Source organism: Leisingera methylohalidivorans DSM 14336, from assembly GCF_000511355.1.
GTDB classification, from domain to species: Bacteria; Pseudomonadota; Alphaproteobacteria; order Rhodobacterales; family Rhodobacteraceae; genus Leisingera; species Leisingera methylohalidivorans.
Map to the genome: position 1 here is coordinate 3,602,473 of NC_023135.1, position 16,202 is coordinate 3,618,674.

General features: G+C 61.5%; 14 protein-coding genes. 4 read left to right on the forward strand and 10 right to left on the reverse strand.

Translation table 11 applies throughout. The annotated features are described in order from the left end of the window. Position 1: 1 nt before the first annotated feature. On the reverse strand, positions 2 to 2,371 hold the full coding sequence (locus METH_RS17555) for a trimethylamine N-oxide demethylase (protein WP_024091816.1): 2,370 nt from the start codon (positions 2,369 to 2,371) through the stop codon (positions 2 to 4). A gap of 181 nt (positions 2,372 to 2,552) precedes the next feature. Between METH_RS17555 and METH_RS17560 the strand changes: the two genes are divergently transcribed. Further along, positions 2,553 to 3,395, forward strand: coding sequence for a DMT family transporter (locus METH_RS17560; protein ID WP_024091817.1), 843 nt, complete (start codon positions 2,553 to 2,555; stop codon positions 3,393 to 3,395). 115 nt (positions 3,396 to 3,510) lie between these two features. On the opposite strand, the gene folD is transcribed toward METH_RS17560, so the two are convergent. The 9 genes from folD to METH_RS17605 form a co-directional block, all read right to left on the reverse strand. After that, positions 3,511 to 4,401: a bifunctional methylenetetrahydrofolate dehydrogenase/methenyltetrahydrofolate cyclohydrolase FolD gene (folD, locus tag METH_RS17565; protein WP_024090985.1), complete on the reverse strand. Its 891-nt coding sequence runs from the start codon at positions 4,399 to 4,401 to the stop codon at positions 3,511 to 3,513. 37 nt (positions 4,402 to 4,438) lie between these two features. Continuing rightward, on the reverse strand, positions 4,439 to 4,744 hold the full coding sequence (locus METH_RS17570) for a chorismate mutase (RefSeq protein ID WP_024090986.1): 306 nt from the start codon (positions 4,742 to 4,744) through the stop codon (positions 4,439 to 4,441). Positions 4,745 to 4,803: 59 nt separating this feature from the next. Further along, positions 4,804 to 6,480: a formate--tetrahydrofolate ligase gene (locus METH_RS17575; RefSeq protein WP_024090987.1), complete on the reverse strand. Its 1,677-nt coding sequence runs from the start codon at positions 6,478 to 6,480 to the stop codon at positions 4,804 to 4,806. Positions 6,481 to 6,780: 300 nt separating this feature from the next. Continuing rightward, entirely contained in the window at positions 6,781 to 8,112 is a 1,332-nt protein-coding gene (glnT, locus tag METH_RS17580) for a type III glutamate--ammonia ligase (RefSeq protein ID WP_024091818.1), read from the reverse strand. 73 nt (positions 8,113 to 8,185) lie between these two features. Continuing rightward, positions 8,186 to 9,517 (reverse strand): FMN-binding glutamate synthase family protein, encoded by a 1,332-nt coding sequence (locus METH_RS17585; RefSeq protein ID WP_024091819.1) that lies wholly within the window; start codon positions 9,515 to 9,517, stop codon positions 8,186 to 8,188. A gap of 17 nt (positions 9,518 to 9,534) precedes the next feature. Further along, a complete protein-coding gene (locus METH_RS17590; RefSeq protein ID WP_024091820.1) occupies positions 9,535 to 10,218 on the reverse strand; it encodes a GltB/FmdC/FwdC-like GXGXG domain-containing protein in 684 nt (227 codons plus the stop codon). 1 nt (position 10,219) lies between these two features. Then, positions 10,220 to 11,116, reverse strand: a complete 897-nt coding sequence (locus tag METH_RS17595) for a class II glutamine amidotransferase (RefSeq protein ID WP_024091821.1) — start codon at positions 11,114 to 11,116, stop codon at positions 10,220 to 10,222. Positions 11,117 to 11,250: 134 nt separating this feature from the next. Next, positions 11,251 to 11,466 carry a hypothetical protein gene (locus tag METH_RS17600; RefSeq protein ID WP_024091822.1) on the reverse strand — a complete coding sequence of 72 codons (216 nt, stop codon included), beginning with the start codon at positions 11,464 to 11,466 and terminating at the stop codon, positions 11,251 to 11,253. Between the two features lie 10 nt (positions 11,467 to 11,476). Beyond that, positions 11,477 to 12,853, reverse strand: a complete 1,377-nt coding sequence (locus tag METH_RS17605; RefSeq protein WP_024091823.1) for an ammonium transporter — start codon at positions 12,851 to 12,853, stop codon at positions 11,477 to 11,479. A 555-nt stretch (positions 12,854 to 13,408) separates the two neighbouring features. Between METH_RS17605 and METH_RS17610 the strand changes: the two genes are divergently transcribed. The 3 genes from METH_RS17610 (at position 13,409) to METH_RS17620 (ending at position 16,198) form a co-directional block, all read left to right on the forward strand. After that, on the forward strand, positions 13,409 to 14,554 hold the full coding sequence (locus METH_RS17610; protein WP_024091824.1) for an aminomethyl transferase family protein: 1,146 nt from the start codon (positions 13,409 to 13,411) through the stop codon (positions 14,552 to 14,554). A 70-nt stretch (positions 14,555 to 14,624) separates the two neighbouring features. Further along, entirely contained in the window at positions 14,625 to 15,236 is a 612-nt protein-coding gene (locus METH_RS17615) for a dimethylamine monooxygenase subunit DmmA family protein (RefSeq protein WP_024091825.1), read from the forward strand. Continuing rightward, a complete protein-coding gene (locus METH_RS17620) occupies positions 15,233 to 16,198 on the forward strand; it encodes a PDR/VanB family oxidoreductase (RefSeq protein WP_024091826.1) in 966 nt (321 codons plus the stop codon). Before METH_RS17615 ends, METH_RS17620 begins: the two co-directional genes overlap by 4 nt. Positions 16,199 to 16,202 lie beyond the last annotated feature (4 nt).

Here is a 16,202-nt window from a genome sequence, read left to right on the forward strand (position 1 = left end):
CTCAGGATTGAGGCCGGGTCTTCTTGGGATCGTAATGGGCAAAGGGTACGATCTTTGCGGGCAGGCGTTTTTGATGCCCGTCAAGTTTGCCGATCTCCACCTCGGTACCGGCTTCGGCACAGGACACATCCACCCGCGCCAGCGCGATGTTCTTGCCCAGCAGCGGCGAGCGCATCGAGGACGTCACCTCGCCAATCTGCGCCCGGCCGATGTGGACGCAATCGCCGTGCCCAACGTCGATCGCCGAGTCGATATCCAGCCCCACCAGCTTGCGTGCGGGCGTGGTCTTGCGCCGGATCAGCGCATCGCGGCCGACGAAGTCATCCTCTTTCGACTTCAGCGGCACTGTAAAGCCGATGCCTGCCTCAAACGGGTCGGTCTGATCGCTGAAGTCATAGCCGGCAAAGATCAGCCCCGCCTCGATCCGCACCATGTCGAGCGCCTCCAGCCCCATCGGGCGGATACCGTGGTCCTGTCCCGCCTCCCAGACCGCGTCGAAGACGTCTCCGGCGTGTTTCGGATGGCAGAAAATTTCATACCCCAGCTCACCGGTGTAGCCGGTCCGTGAAACCACAACCGGGACCCCATGCTCTCCGCCGATGCGCGCAGGCGTGAACCGGAACCAGCCCAGTTCTTCCAGCGTCGGATTGTGCGGCATCGTCCAGATGATCTTCTTCAGCAGATCACGGCTTTCGGGGCCTTGCACGGCGATATTGTGCTGCATGTCGGTTGACGAGCGGATCAATACGTTCAGCCCCAGCTTCTCCGCTTGTTCGCGGATCCATTCGCCGCCGTAATCCGAGCCGCCGATCCAGCGGAAGTTGTCCTTGCCCAGCCGGAACACGGTGCCGTCGTCGATCATGCCGCCATGCGGGTAGCACATCGCAGTATAGACCACCTGCCCGACCGCCAGCTTCTTGATATTGCGGGTAAAGATATACTGGCACAGCGCCTCGGCATCGGGCCCGGTGATCTCGAACTTGCGCAGGGGCGTCAGATCCAGCAGCACGCATTTCTCGCGGCAGGCCCAGTATTCCTCCAGCGGCCCGGACTCGGCATAGCAATTGGCCAGCCAGTACCCGTTGTACTCGATAAAATTGCGGGTCATCTTGCTGAGGCGGTCGTGAAAACCGGTTTCCTTGGTCATCTTCGGCTCCGATTCTGGGGTCGCGCGGAAAGCAATCGCCCGCTTGAAGGTCTCTTGGCCGCTGTAGGTGCGGATGTGAATGTCGGTGGGGTTCCAGCCGTTGGCGGCGCTGGTGTCATCCGGGCAGGCCGAGCTGACACAGACCAGATCGGTCAGCGCCCGCAGCAGCACATAGTCGCCGGGCCGGGTCCAGGGCTCATCGGCATACATCACACCGTGCTCATCCAGCCCGGTGTTGAAGAAGAAGTTGATCGCCATCCAGCCCGCCCGCGGCGTCACCCCGTGCTGAGCCAGAACCCCGTTGAAGTTGTCAGAACAGTTCACATGGCCGGGATAGCCGATGTCGTCATAGTATTTCGCCGCACAAGCCAGAGCAAAGGCATCATGGCGCCCCACAGTGTCCTGCACCACTTCGACCAGCGGCAGCATATCCTGATCATAGTATTTCGCATGCAGCCCCGGCATCGGATAGGCATGTCCCATCAGCGTCCGTGTTGTGGTTACATCCAGCGCATGCTCGATCCCCTTGTCCAGCTTGCGGGCCGCAAAACACTGAAAGTCCGTACATTGGCGCCCATCGACATCCAGCACCTGGATGTAGTCGCCAGCCTTCACGAAATAGGCTTCGGCGGTTGCACTTTTGACCCGCAAGTCCAGCACCGGATCGGCCAGCGGGTCCGGCAGCTCAAACCGTGCCACCTGCTTGATCACCGCGCGCTTGACCATGACCGTCAGCTGCGTGGCGGTATCCTGCCGTTCAAAATCCATGATCCCGCCCGGCGCTGCGATGATCACCACGCCGTCGCGCTGAACCGTGAAACTTTCTTCGGTCTTGGCCGGAGTGTCCGATCCAAAGAAGCGCACCGCACCGCCCTGCCCCAGATTGATGCCGCGTGCCTCCATTCCCATGCGCAGACCGCGCAAGGACTGGTCCGCCGAGGTCAGCAGCGCCTTCAGCCCGCCGGCGTCGCTGTTCGGCGCCATGCCGATAATCCCGGCATCAATGCCGCCCTTGTTTCCGGCAGCAACGATTTCGCAGGGCTGGCCGCCTTCGTCGTTGACAACCGTCACCGCATCACCAGTTTCCACCCGGATCAGGATTGCGCCGCACCCTTCCACCACATAGCGTTCAGTTCCCTTGGGCAGCGAAAACACCGATGGCTGATATAGTCCGGAAGGCTTCGGCGGCCCTTTGACAACCTCAGGGAAGCTCATGTCATTCATCGTGCATCTCCTGCTGGATTCCAGCCAAATATTGCACGGCCGGAATATTTATTTATTGAAAAGAATATTGCGTTCCTCCACTCTAATCAACAAACATGTTGATTTTCTGCGGAAAAACGGCAAATGCCCGGGATGCGTCACTTTCCTGGGGGTGAATGCCGCAAACAATAGGATGCTCGCCATGCACTCGCTGCTCTTTGGCCTCGCCGCGGCTCTTGCCTGGGGAACCCATGACCTTTGCGTACGGTTCGTATCGCAGCGAACCGGCATTCTGCCGGCCATGCTGATTGTCTTTGGCACCGGGGCGATTCTGGTCGCCGGGGCGGCCCTGGCCCTTGGCGATTGGCAGGCGATGACCCTCCCGGCCGCGCGGCTGGCAGGTCTCTCGGGCACCATCTTTGCCCTCGGCTCCTATGCGCTCTACCGCGCCTTGGCCCTGGGGCCGGTGAAACTGGTGGCGCCGCTGGTGGGCTCCTATCCGGTGCTGTCGCTTGGCATGGCAATGCTGCAGGGGCAGCCGGTTGGCCTGGGCCATTGGCTCGCGGTTGCCGCGGTGGTTGGCGGCGTCGGCTGCATTGCGGTCTTTTCCACCGAAGAAGACGGCAGCCCGGTCAACCTGCAAGCCGCTGCTTGGGGTCTGGCAGGCGCCGTCGGATTTGCGCTTACCTTTGCCATTGGCCAGGCCGCCGCCCTGGCCGGCGCCGAATGGCCAGTGCTGATCGTGACCCGTCTGGCCGCCATCCTGATGCTGCTGGGCCTGGCGCTGCTTGCCCGGATGGTGCAACTGCCCGCCCGCAAAATGCTGCCGCTGCTGGTGCTGATGGGCACGCTGGACGCTTTTGCTCTTGGCTTGGTGATCTATTCCGGAAGCCTGCCCCGGCCGGAATTCGCCTCGGTCGGCGCGTCGCTCTTCGGGCTGGTTACTGTGGTGCTGGCCTGGCTGGTGCTGCGCGAAAGCATGAACCGCGCCCAATGGATCAGCGTGGCCGTCACCTTTGGCGGCATTGCCTATCTCGGCCATTGAGACCGCCCCCGCGCGCCTGAAGTCCCACTTCGTTATTCCCTCTTTCCCAAAAATACACCCGCCGGAGGCGTCCGGCGGGTGCAAATCTGTCAGGCGTTCAGCGGTCTGCGCCGGGTCAGGCGGTCAGGCCTTCGGGTTCCTTGAGGCCGTGGGCGCGGCAGGCCGCGGTGACGGTGTTGGCAAGCAGGCAGGCGATGGTCATCGGGCCGACGCCGCCCGGCACCGGGGTGATGGCGCCCGCGCGCTCGGCAGCGGAGGCAAAATCAACGTCGCCGACCAGCTTGGTCTTGCCGTCGCGCTCGATGCGGTTGATGCCGACGTCGATCACGGTCGCACCCTCCTTGATCCAGTCGCCCGGCACCATTTCCGGACGGCCGACGGCCGCCACCACGATGTCGGCGCGGCGCACCACATCGGGCAGATCCTTGGTGCGCGAATGCGCGATGGTCACGGTGCAGCTGTCGCCCAGGAGCAGCTGCGCCATCGGCTTGCCGACGATGTTGGAGCGGCCGATCACAACCGCGTCCATGCCCGACAGCGAACCATGGTGGTCGCGCAGCATCATCAGGCAGCCCAGCGGCGTGCAGGGCACCATCGATTTCTGGCCGGTGCCCAGCAGGCCGACGTTGGAGATGTGGAAGCCGTCCACGTCCTTCTCCGGCGCGATCGAATTGATCACCAGATCCTCGTTCATGTGCTTCGGCAGCGGCAGCTGCACCAGGATGCCGTGGATCGAGGGATCGTTGTTCAGCTGCTCGACCACCGCCAGCAGATCCGCCTCGGAAGTATCCGCATCCAGCTTGTGCTCGACCGAGTTCATGCCGACCTCGACGGTCTGCTTGCCCTTGGAGCGCACATAGACCTGGGAGGCCGGGTCTTCGCCGACCAGAACCACCGCCAGGCCGGGGGTGATGCCGTGTTCCTCTTTCAGCCGCGCCACATGCTCAGCCACCTGGCCGCGCACCTTGGCCGCAAAGGCCTTGCCGTCAATCAATGTTGCTGCCATTTGATCTCTTCCTCTTTGCCGCAGGCCTGAGACCTGCCTACTCTTCCCGGATCACCCGCGCCTCGCGGGCAATCGACCACTCCACCAGCTGCCGCCACAGGTGCCCGGCCAGATCGGGGTCCAGCCCCTGTTCCGCGGCCGCGGCGCGGGCATTCAGCACCACTTCCTCGACCCGTTCCGGGATCCGCGCCGGCCAGCCGTTTGCCTGCTTCAGCGCAATCGCCCGGTCGATGTATCCGGCCCGCTCGGCCAGCAGCGCGATCAGCTCCCGGTCGAGATGGTCGATCTGAAGCCGGAGGCTTGCCATATCACTGCAGGCATCTGGCGGGGTGCGTGTGCTCATGTCTTAAAACTCTCACGGCCCGGGATGGGACCCGGGCCGTGAATGTCGCATATCGCCGTTTAGAACAAGCCTTCGATCTGGCCGTCGTCATTCAGGCGGATGGTTTCCGACGCCGGTTTGCGCGGCAGGCCCGGCATCGTCATGATCTCGCCGCAGACCGCCACGATGAAGCCGGCACCGGCGCTGAGGCGCACTTCGCGCACCGGCACCGAATGGCCCACCGGCGCACCGCGCAGCGACGGGTCGGTCGAAAAGGAGTACTGGGTCTTTGCCATGCAGACCGGCAGATTGCCGTAGCCAGCCTCTTCCCATTCCTTCAGCTGGTTGCGGATCTTGTTGTCCGCCAGCACCTCGTCGGCGCGGTAGATGCGCTTGGCGATGGTGTCGATCTTGTCGAACAGGGACATCTCGTCGGGGTAGATCGGCGCAAAGTTGGCCTGGCCCGCATCGACGATTTCCACAACCTTCTCGGCCAGCGGCGCCGAGCCTTCCGAACCCAGTTCCCAGTGGCGCGACAGCACCGCCTCGACGCCATGGGTGGCGGCATAGGCTTTGACAGCCTCCACTTCGGCATCGGTGTCGGTGACGAAGTGGTTGATCGCAACCACAACAGGAACACCGAAGGATTTGATGTTCTCGATGTGGCGGCCGAGGTTGGCGCAGCCCGCGTTGACCGCGTCGACGTTCTCGTCGCCCAGGTCCGCCTTGGCAACGCCGCCGTTCATCTTCATCGCCCGCACGGTGGCCACCAGCACCACCGCGGAGGGGGCGATGCCTGCCTTGCGGCATTTGATGTTCATGAACTTCTCAGCACCCAGATCGGCGCCGAAACCGGCCTCGGTCACCACGTAGTCGGCGACTTTCAGGGCGGTCTTGGTGGCGATCACCGAGTTGCAGCCGTGGGCGATGTTGGCGAACGGGCCGCCGTGCACAAACGCCGGGTTGTTTTCCAGGGTCTGCACCAGGTTCGGCTGCATTGCGTCTTTCAGCAGCACGGTCATCGCGCCTTCGGCCTTGATGTCGCGGCAGTAGACCGGGGTCTTGTCGCGACGGTAGGCCACGATGATGTCGCCGAGGCGCTTTTCCAGGTCTTTCAGATCGTTGGCGAGGCACAGAATCGCCATCACTTCCGAGGCCACGGTGATGTCAAAGCCGGCTTCGCGCGGGAAGCCGTTGGAGACGCCGCCCAGGGACGCGGTGATCACCCGCAGGGCGCGGTCGTTCATGTCCACAACCCGGCGCCAGGCGACGCGGCGGGTGTCGATGTCGCACTCATTGCCCCAGTAGATGTGGTTGTCGATCATCGCCGACAGCAGCGAATGCGCCGAGGTGATGGCGTGGAAGTCGCCGGTGAAGTGGAGGTTCATCTCCTCCATCGGCACCACTTGCGCATAGCCGCCGCCTGCAGCGCCGCCCTTCATGCCGAAGTTCGGGCCGAGGGAGGCTTCGCGGATGCAGATCATCGCGTTCTTGCCGATCCGGTTCAGACCGTCGCCCAGGCCCACGGTGGTGGTGGTCTTGCCTTCGCCCGCCGGGGTCGGGTTGATCGCGGTCACCAGGATCAGCTTGCCGTCTTCGCGGTCCTGCACCGAGTTGATGAAGGACTGGGACACCTTTGCCTTGTCGTGGCCGTAGGGCAGCAGATCGCTGTCCGAAATCCCGATCTTCGCACCAATCTCCTGGATCGGTTTCTTCTGCGCTTCACGCGCAATCTCGATGTCACTCTTGTAGCTCATGGCTATCTCCCTTTTTGCCGTCTCTTCTGGCTGAAACCCCGAGGCGCGTGCCATAGCGAGGCTCTATATATTCCTATTACTCAAATTATTTTCCTGCTCGTCAACACATTCCTGACCGAATCCGCCTGAAAAACAGGGCATTTTCACCACGTCCGGCGCCCATCGGAAACAAGCGGAATTTCACCCCGGGTGAAGACGGCGCATATGCGGCAAGCGCTGACGCAAACAAAAAGGGCCCGGGCAATGCCCGGGCCATGCAAGGTCCGGCCCGAAGGCCAGACAGGGGGAATCACTGCCGGGTCAGATATCCAGCGTGTTGTCCTTCTCCCAGCGGGAGAAGTGGTTGACGAAGGAGTTCCACTCCTGCTGCTTCATCTTCAGGTAAGCGGCAGAGAATTCCTCGCCCATCATTGCTTTCAGGCCATCGTCCTTATCGTAGAAGCGCAACGCATCCAGCATGTTGAGCGGCAGCTTCGGCGCGTCGGTGATGGTGTGGCCTTCGGCGTACATGTCGATGTCATGACGCGGGCCGGGGTCGGCCTTGGAGCGGACGCCGGAAAGCCCGGCTGCGATGATCACCGCCTGCAGCAGATAGGGGTTCACAGCGCCATCGGGCAGGCGCAGCTCAAACCGGCCGGGGCCGGGCACGCGCACCATGTGGGTGCGGTTGTTACCGGTCCAGGTGACGGTGTTCGGCGCCCAGGTCGCACCCGACATGGTGCGCGGCGCATTGATGCGCTTGTAGGAGTTCACCGTCGGGTTGGTGATCGCCGCCAGCGCCGAGGCATGTTTCATGATGCCGCCCAGGAAGTAACCGCCCTGTTCGGAGAGCCCCAGTTCAGCGATATCGCCTGTGCCTTTTTCGGCCGCAAAGACATTGTTGCGCGAATCCGCGCCGGGAGCATCCCAGACCGAGATATGCGCATGGCAGCCGTTGCCGGTAAGGCCCTCTACCGGTTTCGGCATGAAGGTGGCGCGGAAGCCGTGCTTCTCCGCCACCGATTTTGCCATGAACTTGAAGAAGCTGTGTTTGTCAGCGGTTGCCAGGGCATCATCGAAGTCCCAGTTCATTTCCCACTGGCCGTTAGCGTCCTCATGGTCGTTCTGATACGCGCCCCAGCCCAGTTCCAGCATGTAGTCGCTGATTTCGCGGATCACATCCAAACGGCGCATCATTGCCTGCTGATCGTAGCAGGGCTTTTCGGCGTTATCGAAGGGGTCCGAAATTTCCTCGCCATCGGGGGTCAGCAGGAAAAACTCGGCTTCGATCCCGGTTTTCACATGCAGGCCTTCGTCCGCGGCCTCCTTGATCAGGCGGCGCAGCACGTTGCGCGGCGCCTGGGCGACATCTTCGCCCTCCATCACGCAATTGCCCGGGACCCAGGCAATTTCCTTGTTCCAAGGCAGCTGAATCACGGCGTTTGGGTCCGGCACCGCCAGCATGTCGGGATGCGCCGGGGTCAGATCAAGCCAAGTGGCAAAACCTGCGAACCCAGCACCGTCCTCCTGCATATCTGCGATCGCCCGCGCCGGCACCAGTTTGGCGCGCTGGCCACCGAACAAGTCGGTGAAGGAGATCATGAAATATTTGACGCCTTTTTCTTTTGCGAAAGCAGCCAGATCTGTCGTCATGGTCCCACTCCCTTTCCCTGTTGAGTGTGTGTTGAAAAAGACGCGGCCATTGCCCGGCCGCGCCTGCCAATCATTAGAACCCTGCTTTGCCAGGATACCAGTCGGTACCGGCCAGCGGCACACGCGCCATGGCGGCGGCCTCCATTGTCAGGGCGCACAGATCCTCGGGCTCGAGGTTGTGCAGATGGTTATGACCGCAAGCGCGTGCAATGGTCTGCGCCTCCAGCGTCATTACCTTAAGATAGTTGCGCAGGCGGCGGCCGGCTTCAACGGGGTCGACGCGCTTCATCAGCTCGGGATCCTGAGTGGTGATGCCCGCCGGATCCTGACCTTCGTGCCAGTCGTCATAGGCGCCGGTGGTGGTGCCCAGCTTCTGGTACTCGCTTTCCCATTTCGGGTCATTGTCGCCGAGCGCGACCAGCGCTGCGGTGCCGATGGCCACCGCGTCAGCGCCCAGCGCCATCGCCTTGGCCACATCTGCGCCGGTGCGGATGCCGCCGGAAACCACAAGCTGCACTTCGCGATGCACGCCCAGGTCCTGCAGCGCCTGCACGGCAGGGCGGATACAGGCCAGCGTCGGCAAGCCGACATGCTCAATGAACACGTCCTGGGTCGCGGCGGTGCCGCCCTGCATGCCGTCAAGAACCACAACGTCAGCCCCGGCCTTCACCGCCAGCGCGGTGTCGTAATAGGGGCGGGTGCCGCCAACCTTGATATAGATCGGAACCTGCCAGTCAGTGATTTCGCGCAGTTCCAGGATCTTGATTTCCAGATCATCCGGGCCGGTCCAGTCCGGATGACGGCAAGCGGAGCGCTGGTCGATGCCCTTGGGCAGGCAGCGCATATGCGCCACGCGGTCGGAAATCTTCTGGCCCAGCAGCATGCCGCCGCCGCCCGGCTTGGCGCCCTGGCCGACCACGACTTCGATCGCGTCCGCCTTGCGCAGGTCATCCGGGTTCATTCCGTAGCGCGAGGGCAGATACTGATAGACCAGCTTGCTGGAATGCCCCCGCTCTTCCGGGGTCATGCCGCCGTCGCCGGTGGTGGTGGACGTGCCTGCAGCCGATGCGCCGCGGCCCAGGGCCTCCTTGGCAGGACCGGACAACGCGCCAAAGCTCATGCCGGCGATGGTGACCGGGATATCCAGCTCAATCGGCTTTTTGGCAAAGCGGGTGCCCAGGGTCACCTTGGTGTCGCATTTCTCGCGATAGCCCTCCAGCGGATAGCGCGAGATTGAGGCGCCAAGGAACAGCAGGTCATCGAAATGCGGAACCTTGCGCTTGGCGCCGCCGCCGCGGATGTCATAGATCCCGGTGGCCGCAGCACGGCGGATTTCCGCGTTGATCGGGTTGGAGAAAGTCGCCGACTGGATCGGGACCGTACGGGGGATTTTAGTGTTATCCATGTTTGTGATCCCTGTCCTTAGTACGCTTGCGCGTTGTCGACGTCGAAGTTGTACAGCTGACGGGCCGAACCGTAGCGCTTGAACTCTTCCGGCTTGGCGTCTGCACCGGCGCGGGCCAGCAGATCCTTGAGGATCTCGATATGCTCGGGGCGCATTTCCTTTTCGATGCAATCGGCACCCAGGCTCTTGACCGAGCCGCGCACAAAGAACCGCGCTTCATAGCAGGAGTCGCCCAGCGCATCTCCGGCGTCGCCCAGCACCACAAGATTGCCAGCCTGCCCCATGAAGGCGCACATGTGGCCGATGTTGCCGTGCACGACGATGTCGATGCCCTTCATCGAGATGCCGCAGCGCGACGACGCGTTGCCCTTGATCACCAGCAGCCCGCCCTGGCCGGTCGCACCGGCGTACTGGCTGGCATCGCCGTCGACGATCACGGTGCCGGACATCATGTTTTCCGCCACCCCGGGGCCAACCGAGCCCTCGACCTTGACGGTCGCCTGCTGGTTCATGCCGGCGCAGTAGTAGCCGGTCGAGCCCTTGACCGTGACCTCAACGGGCGAGTTCAGGCCGACGGCAATCGCATGGCTGCCCTTGGGGTTGACGATTTCCCAAGCAGTCTTGTTGGAGCTGCCGTTCAGTTCCTGCAGGGCCGAGTTCAGACCGCGCAGGCCATTTGCTTCAAGATCATATGTCTGCATCTTAGTGGTTCCAGAAGTAAACGGTTGCGGGTTCGGGCTCCCAGACTTTGGCGTCTTCGATGCCCGGCAGGTTCACCAGCGCGCGGTATTCGCTGCCGAACGCCACATACTGGTCGGTTTCCGCCATCACGGCCGGCTTGCAGGCGATCGGGTCGCGGACCACGCCAAAGCCGTCCTTGGTGCCAACGACGAAGTTGAAGAAACCGTCGAGATCCTCCAGCGTGCCTTCCAGGGCTTCACCCAGGGTGGAGCCGTTCTGCATCTTCCAGGTCAGATAGGCGGCACCGACTTCGGTGTCGTTCTGGCTTTCGATGCGGACGCCTTCGCGCTTGAGGCGGCGGCGCAGCGCGTTGTGGTTGGACAGCGAGCCATTGTGCACAAGGCACTGATCCGAACCGGTGGAGAACGGGTGGGCGCCCTCGGTGGTCACGGCCGATTCCGTGGCCATCCGGGTGTGGCCGATGCCGTGGCTGCCGCTCATGCCGCGGACGTCGAAACGCTCGGCGACTTTCTCGGGCAGGCCCACTTCCTTGTAGATCTCAATGGAGTCGCCCGCGCTCATGATGCGCATGCCGGGGCGCAGTTCGGCCAGCGCGCTGCGGGCTGCTTCTTCCTTGCCCGCGGGCAGGTCCAGCACCGCGTGGGTATCGATCACCCGGATCGACACATCGCCGCTCAGGGCTTCAGCCAGCACACCGTCCAAGCCGTCAAACGCCTCATCCGGCGAATCCGACTGAACCGTGACCTTGGTCCGCCCTGCGGTATCGGCACCATAAATGGCAATACCGGCGCTGTCCGGACCGCGGTCCGTCATTGTAATGAGCATATCGGTGAGCATATCGCCCAATTTCGGCTCAAGTGATTTGTCTTTTAGAAAAAGACCGACAATCCCGCACATGGGTAAGCCTCCTGCTTTTCATCTCGAATCAACGCTAGCAGTTTGCGATCTGCCGTTCAACTCTTGTGAAACTTTTTTTCCTAAGAAGGTGAGTCAAGGCGCGCCGTGCTGGCGCGCCTTTCGATGTACTCAGGTCAGTATTTTTCCAGCAAAGCGTGGATTTTTTCCTGATCACCCATATGCCTAGCCTTCTCCAGGTGTTTGCTTTCCCGGGCAAACTGGATCCGGTGCCAGGCAATCCAGAAGGCCACCCCCAAGATCACCATCAAAACTTCGTATCCCTGGAAGGGGTAGACCGGCCCAACCTCTGCCAGGTCCACTGCCCAGCTGTCATATCCAATCGTAGACATTTCGTTCTCCTTATTCCGCAGGGACTCTGGAGCTGCCGGTCAAGGCAGCCTTGTCGGCTTCGATGATTGCCGCCTTGGCATCCTCGTAGGCATGGTGCTCTGCGTAATCGAGGCCCTGAAGTTCGACCTCAACCGGGATCCGCAGCACACCTGCAGCGGCCTGGATCTTGGAGATCAAAAATCCTGGCAGCCAGCCCAGCACCCCGAACATGATCACCGCGCCGATGGTCTGGCCGACCGGATTGACAGTGGCATAGCCATCATACGGCGAACTCGGCGCGCCCCACAGCAGGAAGCCGGCGAGGATAAGGCCGACAATGCCCGAATAACCGTGCACGGCAACCGCGCCCACCGCGTCATCCAGCTTGAAGGTACGCTCCACCCAGTAGTGCAGCTTGTACACGATCACTACACCGACGGCGCCAACCAGCATCGCCTGAATCGGATGATAGAGGTCGTTGCCGGCGGATGCGGTGATGATCCCTGCCAGACCGCCGGAGAAGGTCCAGAATGCATCGCCTTTGGATACCAGATAGGCCGCCATCAGCCCGCCCGACATCGACATCAGGAAGTTGAAGGTGATTGCAGACAGCGAAGTCGGCGCCAGGTAGATATTGGTGGCCGTCCAGGTTTCACCAGTCAGCAATCCGCCAATGCCGTCTGGCGAGATCGCCGGAATGTTGCAGGCAGCATAGAAGCCCCAGAACCCTGTATAAATCAGGAAGATACCGATGGTCAGCATCCAGGGATTATGCGGCGGGATATCGCGCGGGGTGCCGTCGGCGGCAAACTTGCCGATCCGCGGGCCCAGCACCATGATCACCCCCAGCGCGTAGCCGCCCGCCACCGCGTGAATCACGCCGGATGCATAGGCATCGTGGTAGCCGAGATACTTCACCATCCAGCCTTCGGCGTGCCAGCCCCAGGCTGCGTCGATGATCCAGAACACCGAACCGATCATCACCGCGTGCACCCACAAAGCCGAGGAGCGGATCCGTTCGATCACAGCGCCCGACACGATCGAGGCGGCAGTCCAGGAAAACAGCAGGAATGCTGCCCAAAACACACCGGTGATCCGGTCGGAAAGGTTGGTGGCCATGTTCTGCGACCACGGCAGGTTTGCGGAACCGGCATCGTGGTTCAGCCCGCCGAAAAACGGAAAATTCGGGAATGACCAGTAGATCCACCAGCCGAAGAAGAAGAATGTCACCGTGACCAGCGGAATGATCATGATGTTCTTCATTAGTGTGTGCATGTGGTTACGGTGGCGGCTGGCGCCGACCTCGTACATGCAGAACCCCACGTGAATGAGGAACATGAAGACAACGGTCACCCAGTAGTAGAACTCGGTGAACACCGTTGTTAACGCGTTCAGATTTCCATCCAATGTTTTGCCCTCCTGTTGGCAGTTCTCCCGGGCTTTCTTGCCTCTTGGGAATATTATTTTCATTTATTATTGTGTCTCAGGAGGTAGAGCTGTCAATAATCATGTGAAAGTTTGTTTACCCTCAGAAAAGCCGGCGCGGCCATAATCACAGCTTAACTGCGCTGCTGCAGAACCCCTTAAACCTACCCTCCCAAGGGCTTACGGCACTCTGCCCGCTTTCCCTTCACGGCAGCTGCTCGCGCCCGGTTTTTTTGGGGATGCGCGGCATAATTGCGAATTTGCGACGCATTCAACCGAATCCCCGGCATCGCAACGTGTCGATTCTCCCCCGAAACAAGACATTCCGAGGCCAACGCAGCCTCAAACAGACTGCCTAAAAGACCATTTCCGGCCATTCCATGCCGCAAATCCATTCGGAATCGGCCTTTTCGGCAAAATCTTTTTCCTGTTAGGAATAAACGTTGACACAGTGCCTACTCTCTTGGCTAACTGGACCAGACCAATGGAACCAAATCGCGAAATTTGGTCCACCACTATCTTTGGGAGACACAGACCATGGCCATTATCTGGCGGACTTCAGCACTGGCTCAGCGGCACAAGGAAATCGGCGGCGAGCTGGAAGATTGGAACGGCATGGGAACCGCATGGTTTTATGACCACAGCCCCGAACGCGCCAAGGCCGACTATGAGGCGGTCCGCACCAAGGCCGGCCTCATGGACGTGTCCGGTTTGAAAAAAGTCCATGTTGTCGGTGAACACGCTGCGCAAGTTATTGACCGGGTCACCACCCGCAACGTCGAAAAGATCATGCCGGGCCGCTCGACCTACGCCTCGATCCTGAATGATCAGGGCAAGTTTGTCGACGACTGCATCATCTACCGCCTGTCGGTAAACAGCTGGCTGATTGTGCACGGCACCGGAACCGGCATGGAACAGCTGAACGCGGTTGCCGCAGGCAAGAATTGCTCGGTGATCTTCGACGACAATCTGCACGACATGTCGCTGCAGGGCCCTGTCGCCGTTGATTTTCTGGCCGAATATGTCCCTGGCATCCGCGATCTGGCCTATTTCGGCATCATCCAGACCAAGCTGTTCGGCTGCCCGGTGATGATCTCCCGCACCGGTTATACTGGTGAACGCGGGTATGAGATTTTCTGCCAATCCAAAGATGCGGTTCACCTGTGGGACAGCATTCTGGAAGAGGGCAAAGGCCTGGGCATCGTGCCGGTCCAATTCTCAACACTGGATCTGCTGCGCACCGAAAGCTATCTGCTGTTCTATCCGGGCGACAACTCCGAAACCTATCCGTTCGAGGATGAGACCTGCGGCGACACTCTGTGGGAGCTGGGTCTGGAATTCACCGTATCCCCCGGCAAGACCGGCTTCATCGGCGCCGAAAACCACTATGCCGCTAAAGGCAAGGAACGGTTCAAGATTTACGGCGTCATGCTGGAGGGCACCACTCCGGCGGACGAAGGCGCCGATCTTCTGCAAAACGGCGAGAAAGTCGGCGTGGTGACTTATGGCATGTACTCCGAAGTCAACAACCACAATGTGGGCATTGCCCGGATGCCGGTGGCCTGCGCCAAGCCGGGCACCGAGCTGACGGTCCGGAATGGCGATGGCACCGAGATTGCAGCCACCGCCGAGGAAATGCCCTTCTACGACAAGGACAAATCAATCCGCACCGCAAAGGGCTGAGCCGGACCCCGGGCGTCCCCTTCGGGGGCGCCCGCTTTCGTTCACCCGGACTGCAGGAAAAGCGACTCACATGCCTAAGACCGTATTCCCCCCCTCCATCAACAGCCGCCCCGTCTACGGCGAGCTTGAAGCCCGCCCGGGCAGCGGCCACCTGATGATCGCCGACGCCGAAGGCGCCGAAGCAATCCTTGATCTGGCCAAAACCGTGGACAAGGACTTTTGGGCCAAGGCCCATATCATCTACATCCCCAAGAAAACCGGCACCAAATACAGCAGCCAGCTCGAACAGCTGGGTGCGGGCCAGTTTTACGCCGGCCCCTCCTATGAGGCCGCGCAAAGCCGCATCCGCCGCGCCTTGCACAACTGCCACATGGGCACCCAGGTCTACCTGACCGGCACCGAGAGCCTGATGGGCCAGGCAATGTACGAGGCCACCACGGCGGGTGTTCCGCACACAGCGATCCAGACCGAACACCGCGGCTCGACCGCGCGGCGCATGCAGTGCGTGCACTGCAAGGGCATCACCGAGGACGTCACCACCGATCCCTTCGAATGCAGCCACTGCGGCCTCAGCCTGTTTGTGCGCGACCACTATTCGCGCCGCATCGCCGCCTTCCAAGGCGTGCGGGTGGATGCCGAAGATCCGGGCAATATCCCCGAGAAAGTGGAGCTGTTCAAATGAGTGCTGGCACCGCAAAACTGAATGTCACCGTGGCCGAGGTCAAACCGATCAATGATCTGGTCACCCGTTTCAAATTCGTCCGCACCGGCGGCGGCGACCTGCCCACCTTCTCGGGCGGGGCACACACCGTGGTCGAAATGCAGGATGGCGGCATCACCCGGCTCAACGCCTATTCCTTGATGTCCAATCCGGCCGACCGCGGCGCCTACACGATCTCGGTCCGCCGGGATGATGAAGGCCGGGGCGGCTCCAAATTCATGCACTCCCAGGTGAAAGAGGGCATGGAGATGGTGATCTCCAACCCGGTGAACCTGTTCTCGCTGGATCTGCGCGCCAAAAAGCACCTGATGCTGGCCGGCGGCATCGGCATCACGCCGTTCATCGCCCAGATGCATCAGCTGGCAATGATGGGCGGCCAGTTTGAGCTGCACTATTCAGTGCGCAACGCCTCGCTCGGCACCTATTCCGCGGACTTGTCGGCGAACTACCCGGGCAAGGTGCATATCTATCATGACGACCAGGGAGAGGCGATCGACCTCAAGACCCTGCTCGCCACCCAGCCGCTGGGCACGCATGTCTATGTCTGCGGCCCCAAGGGCATGATCAACTGGGTGCATGGCACCGCATCGGAAATGGGCTGGCCGCGCGAGGCCGTGCATTCCGAGGAATTCCTGGCTCCTGCCTCCGGCAAACCGTTTGAGGTAAAACTGGCGGTCTCCGGCAAGGTGGTCCAGGTCGGTGAGCATCAGTCGCTGCTGGAAGCCATCGAGGCCGCGGGCGTCGACGCCCCCTACCTCTGCCGCGGCGGTGCCTGCGGCCAGTGCGAGACCAATGTCATCGGCTATGACGGCAAATTCCTGCATCACGACCACTGGCTGACCGACGAACAAAAGGCCGGCGGCAAACATATCATGCCATGCGTGTCGCGTTTTGAGGGCAAGACCCTGGTTCTGGATCGCTGAGGAA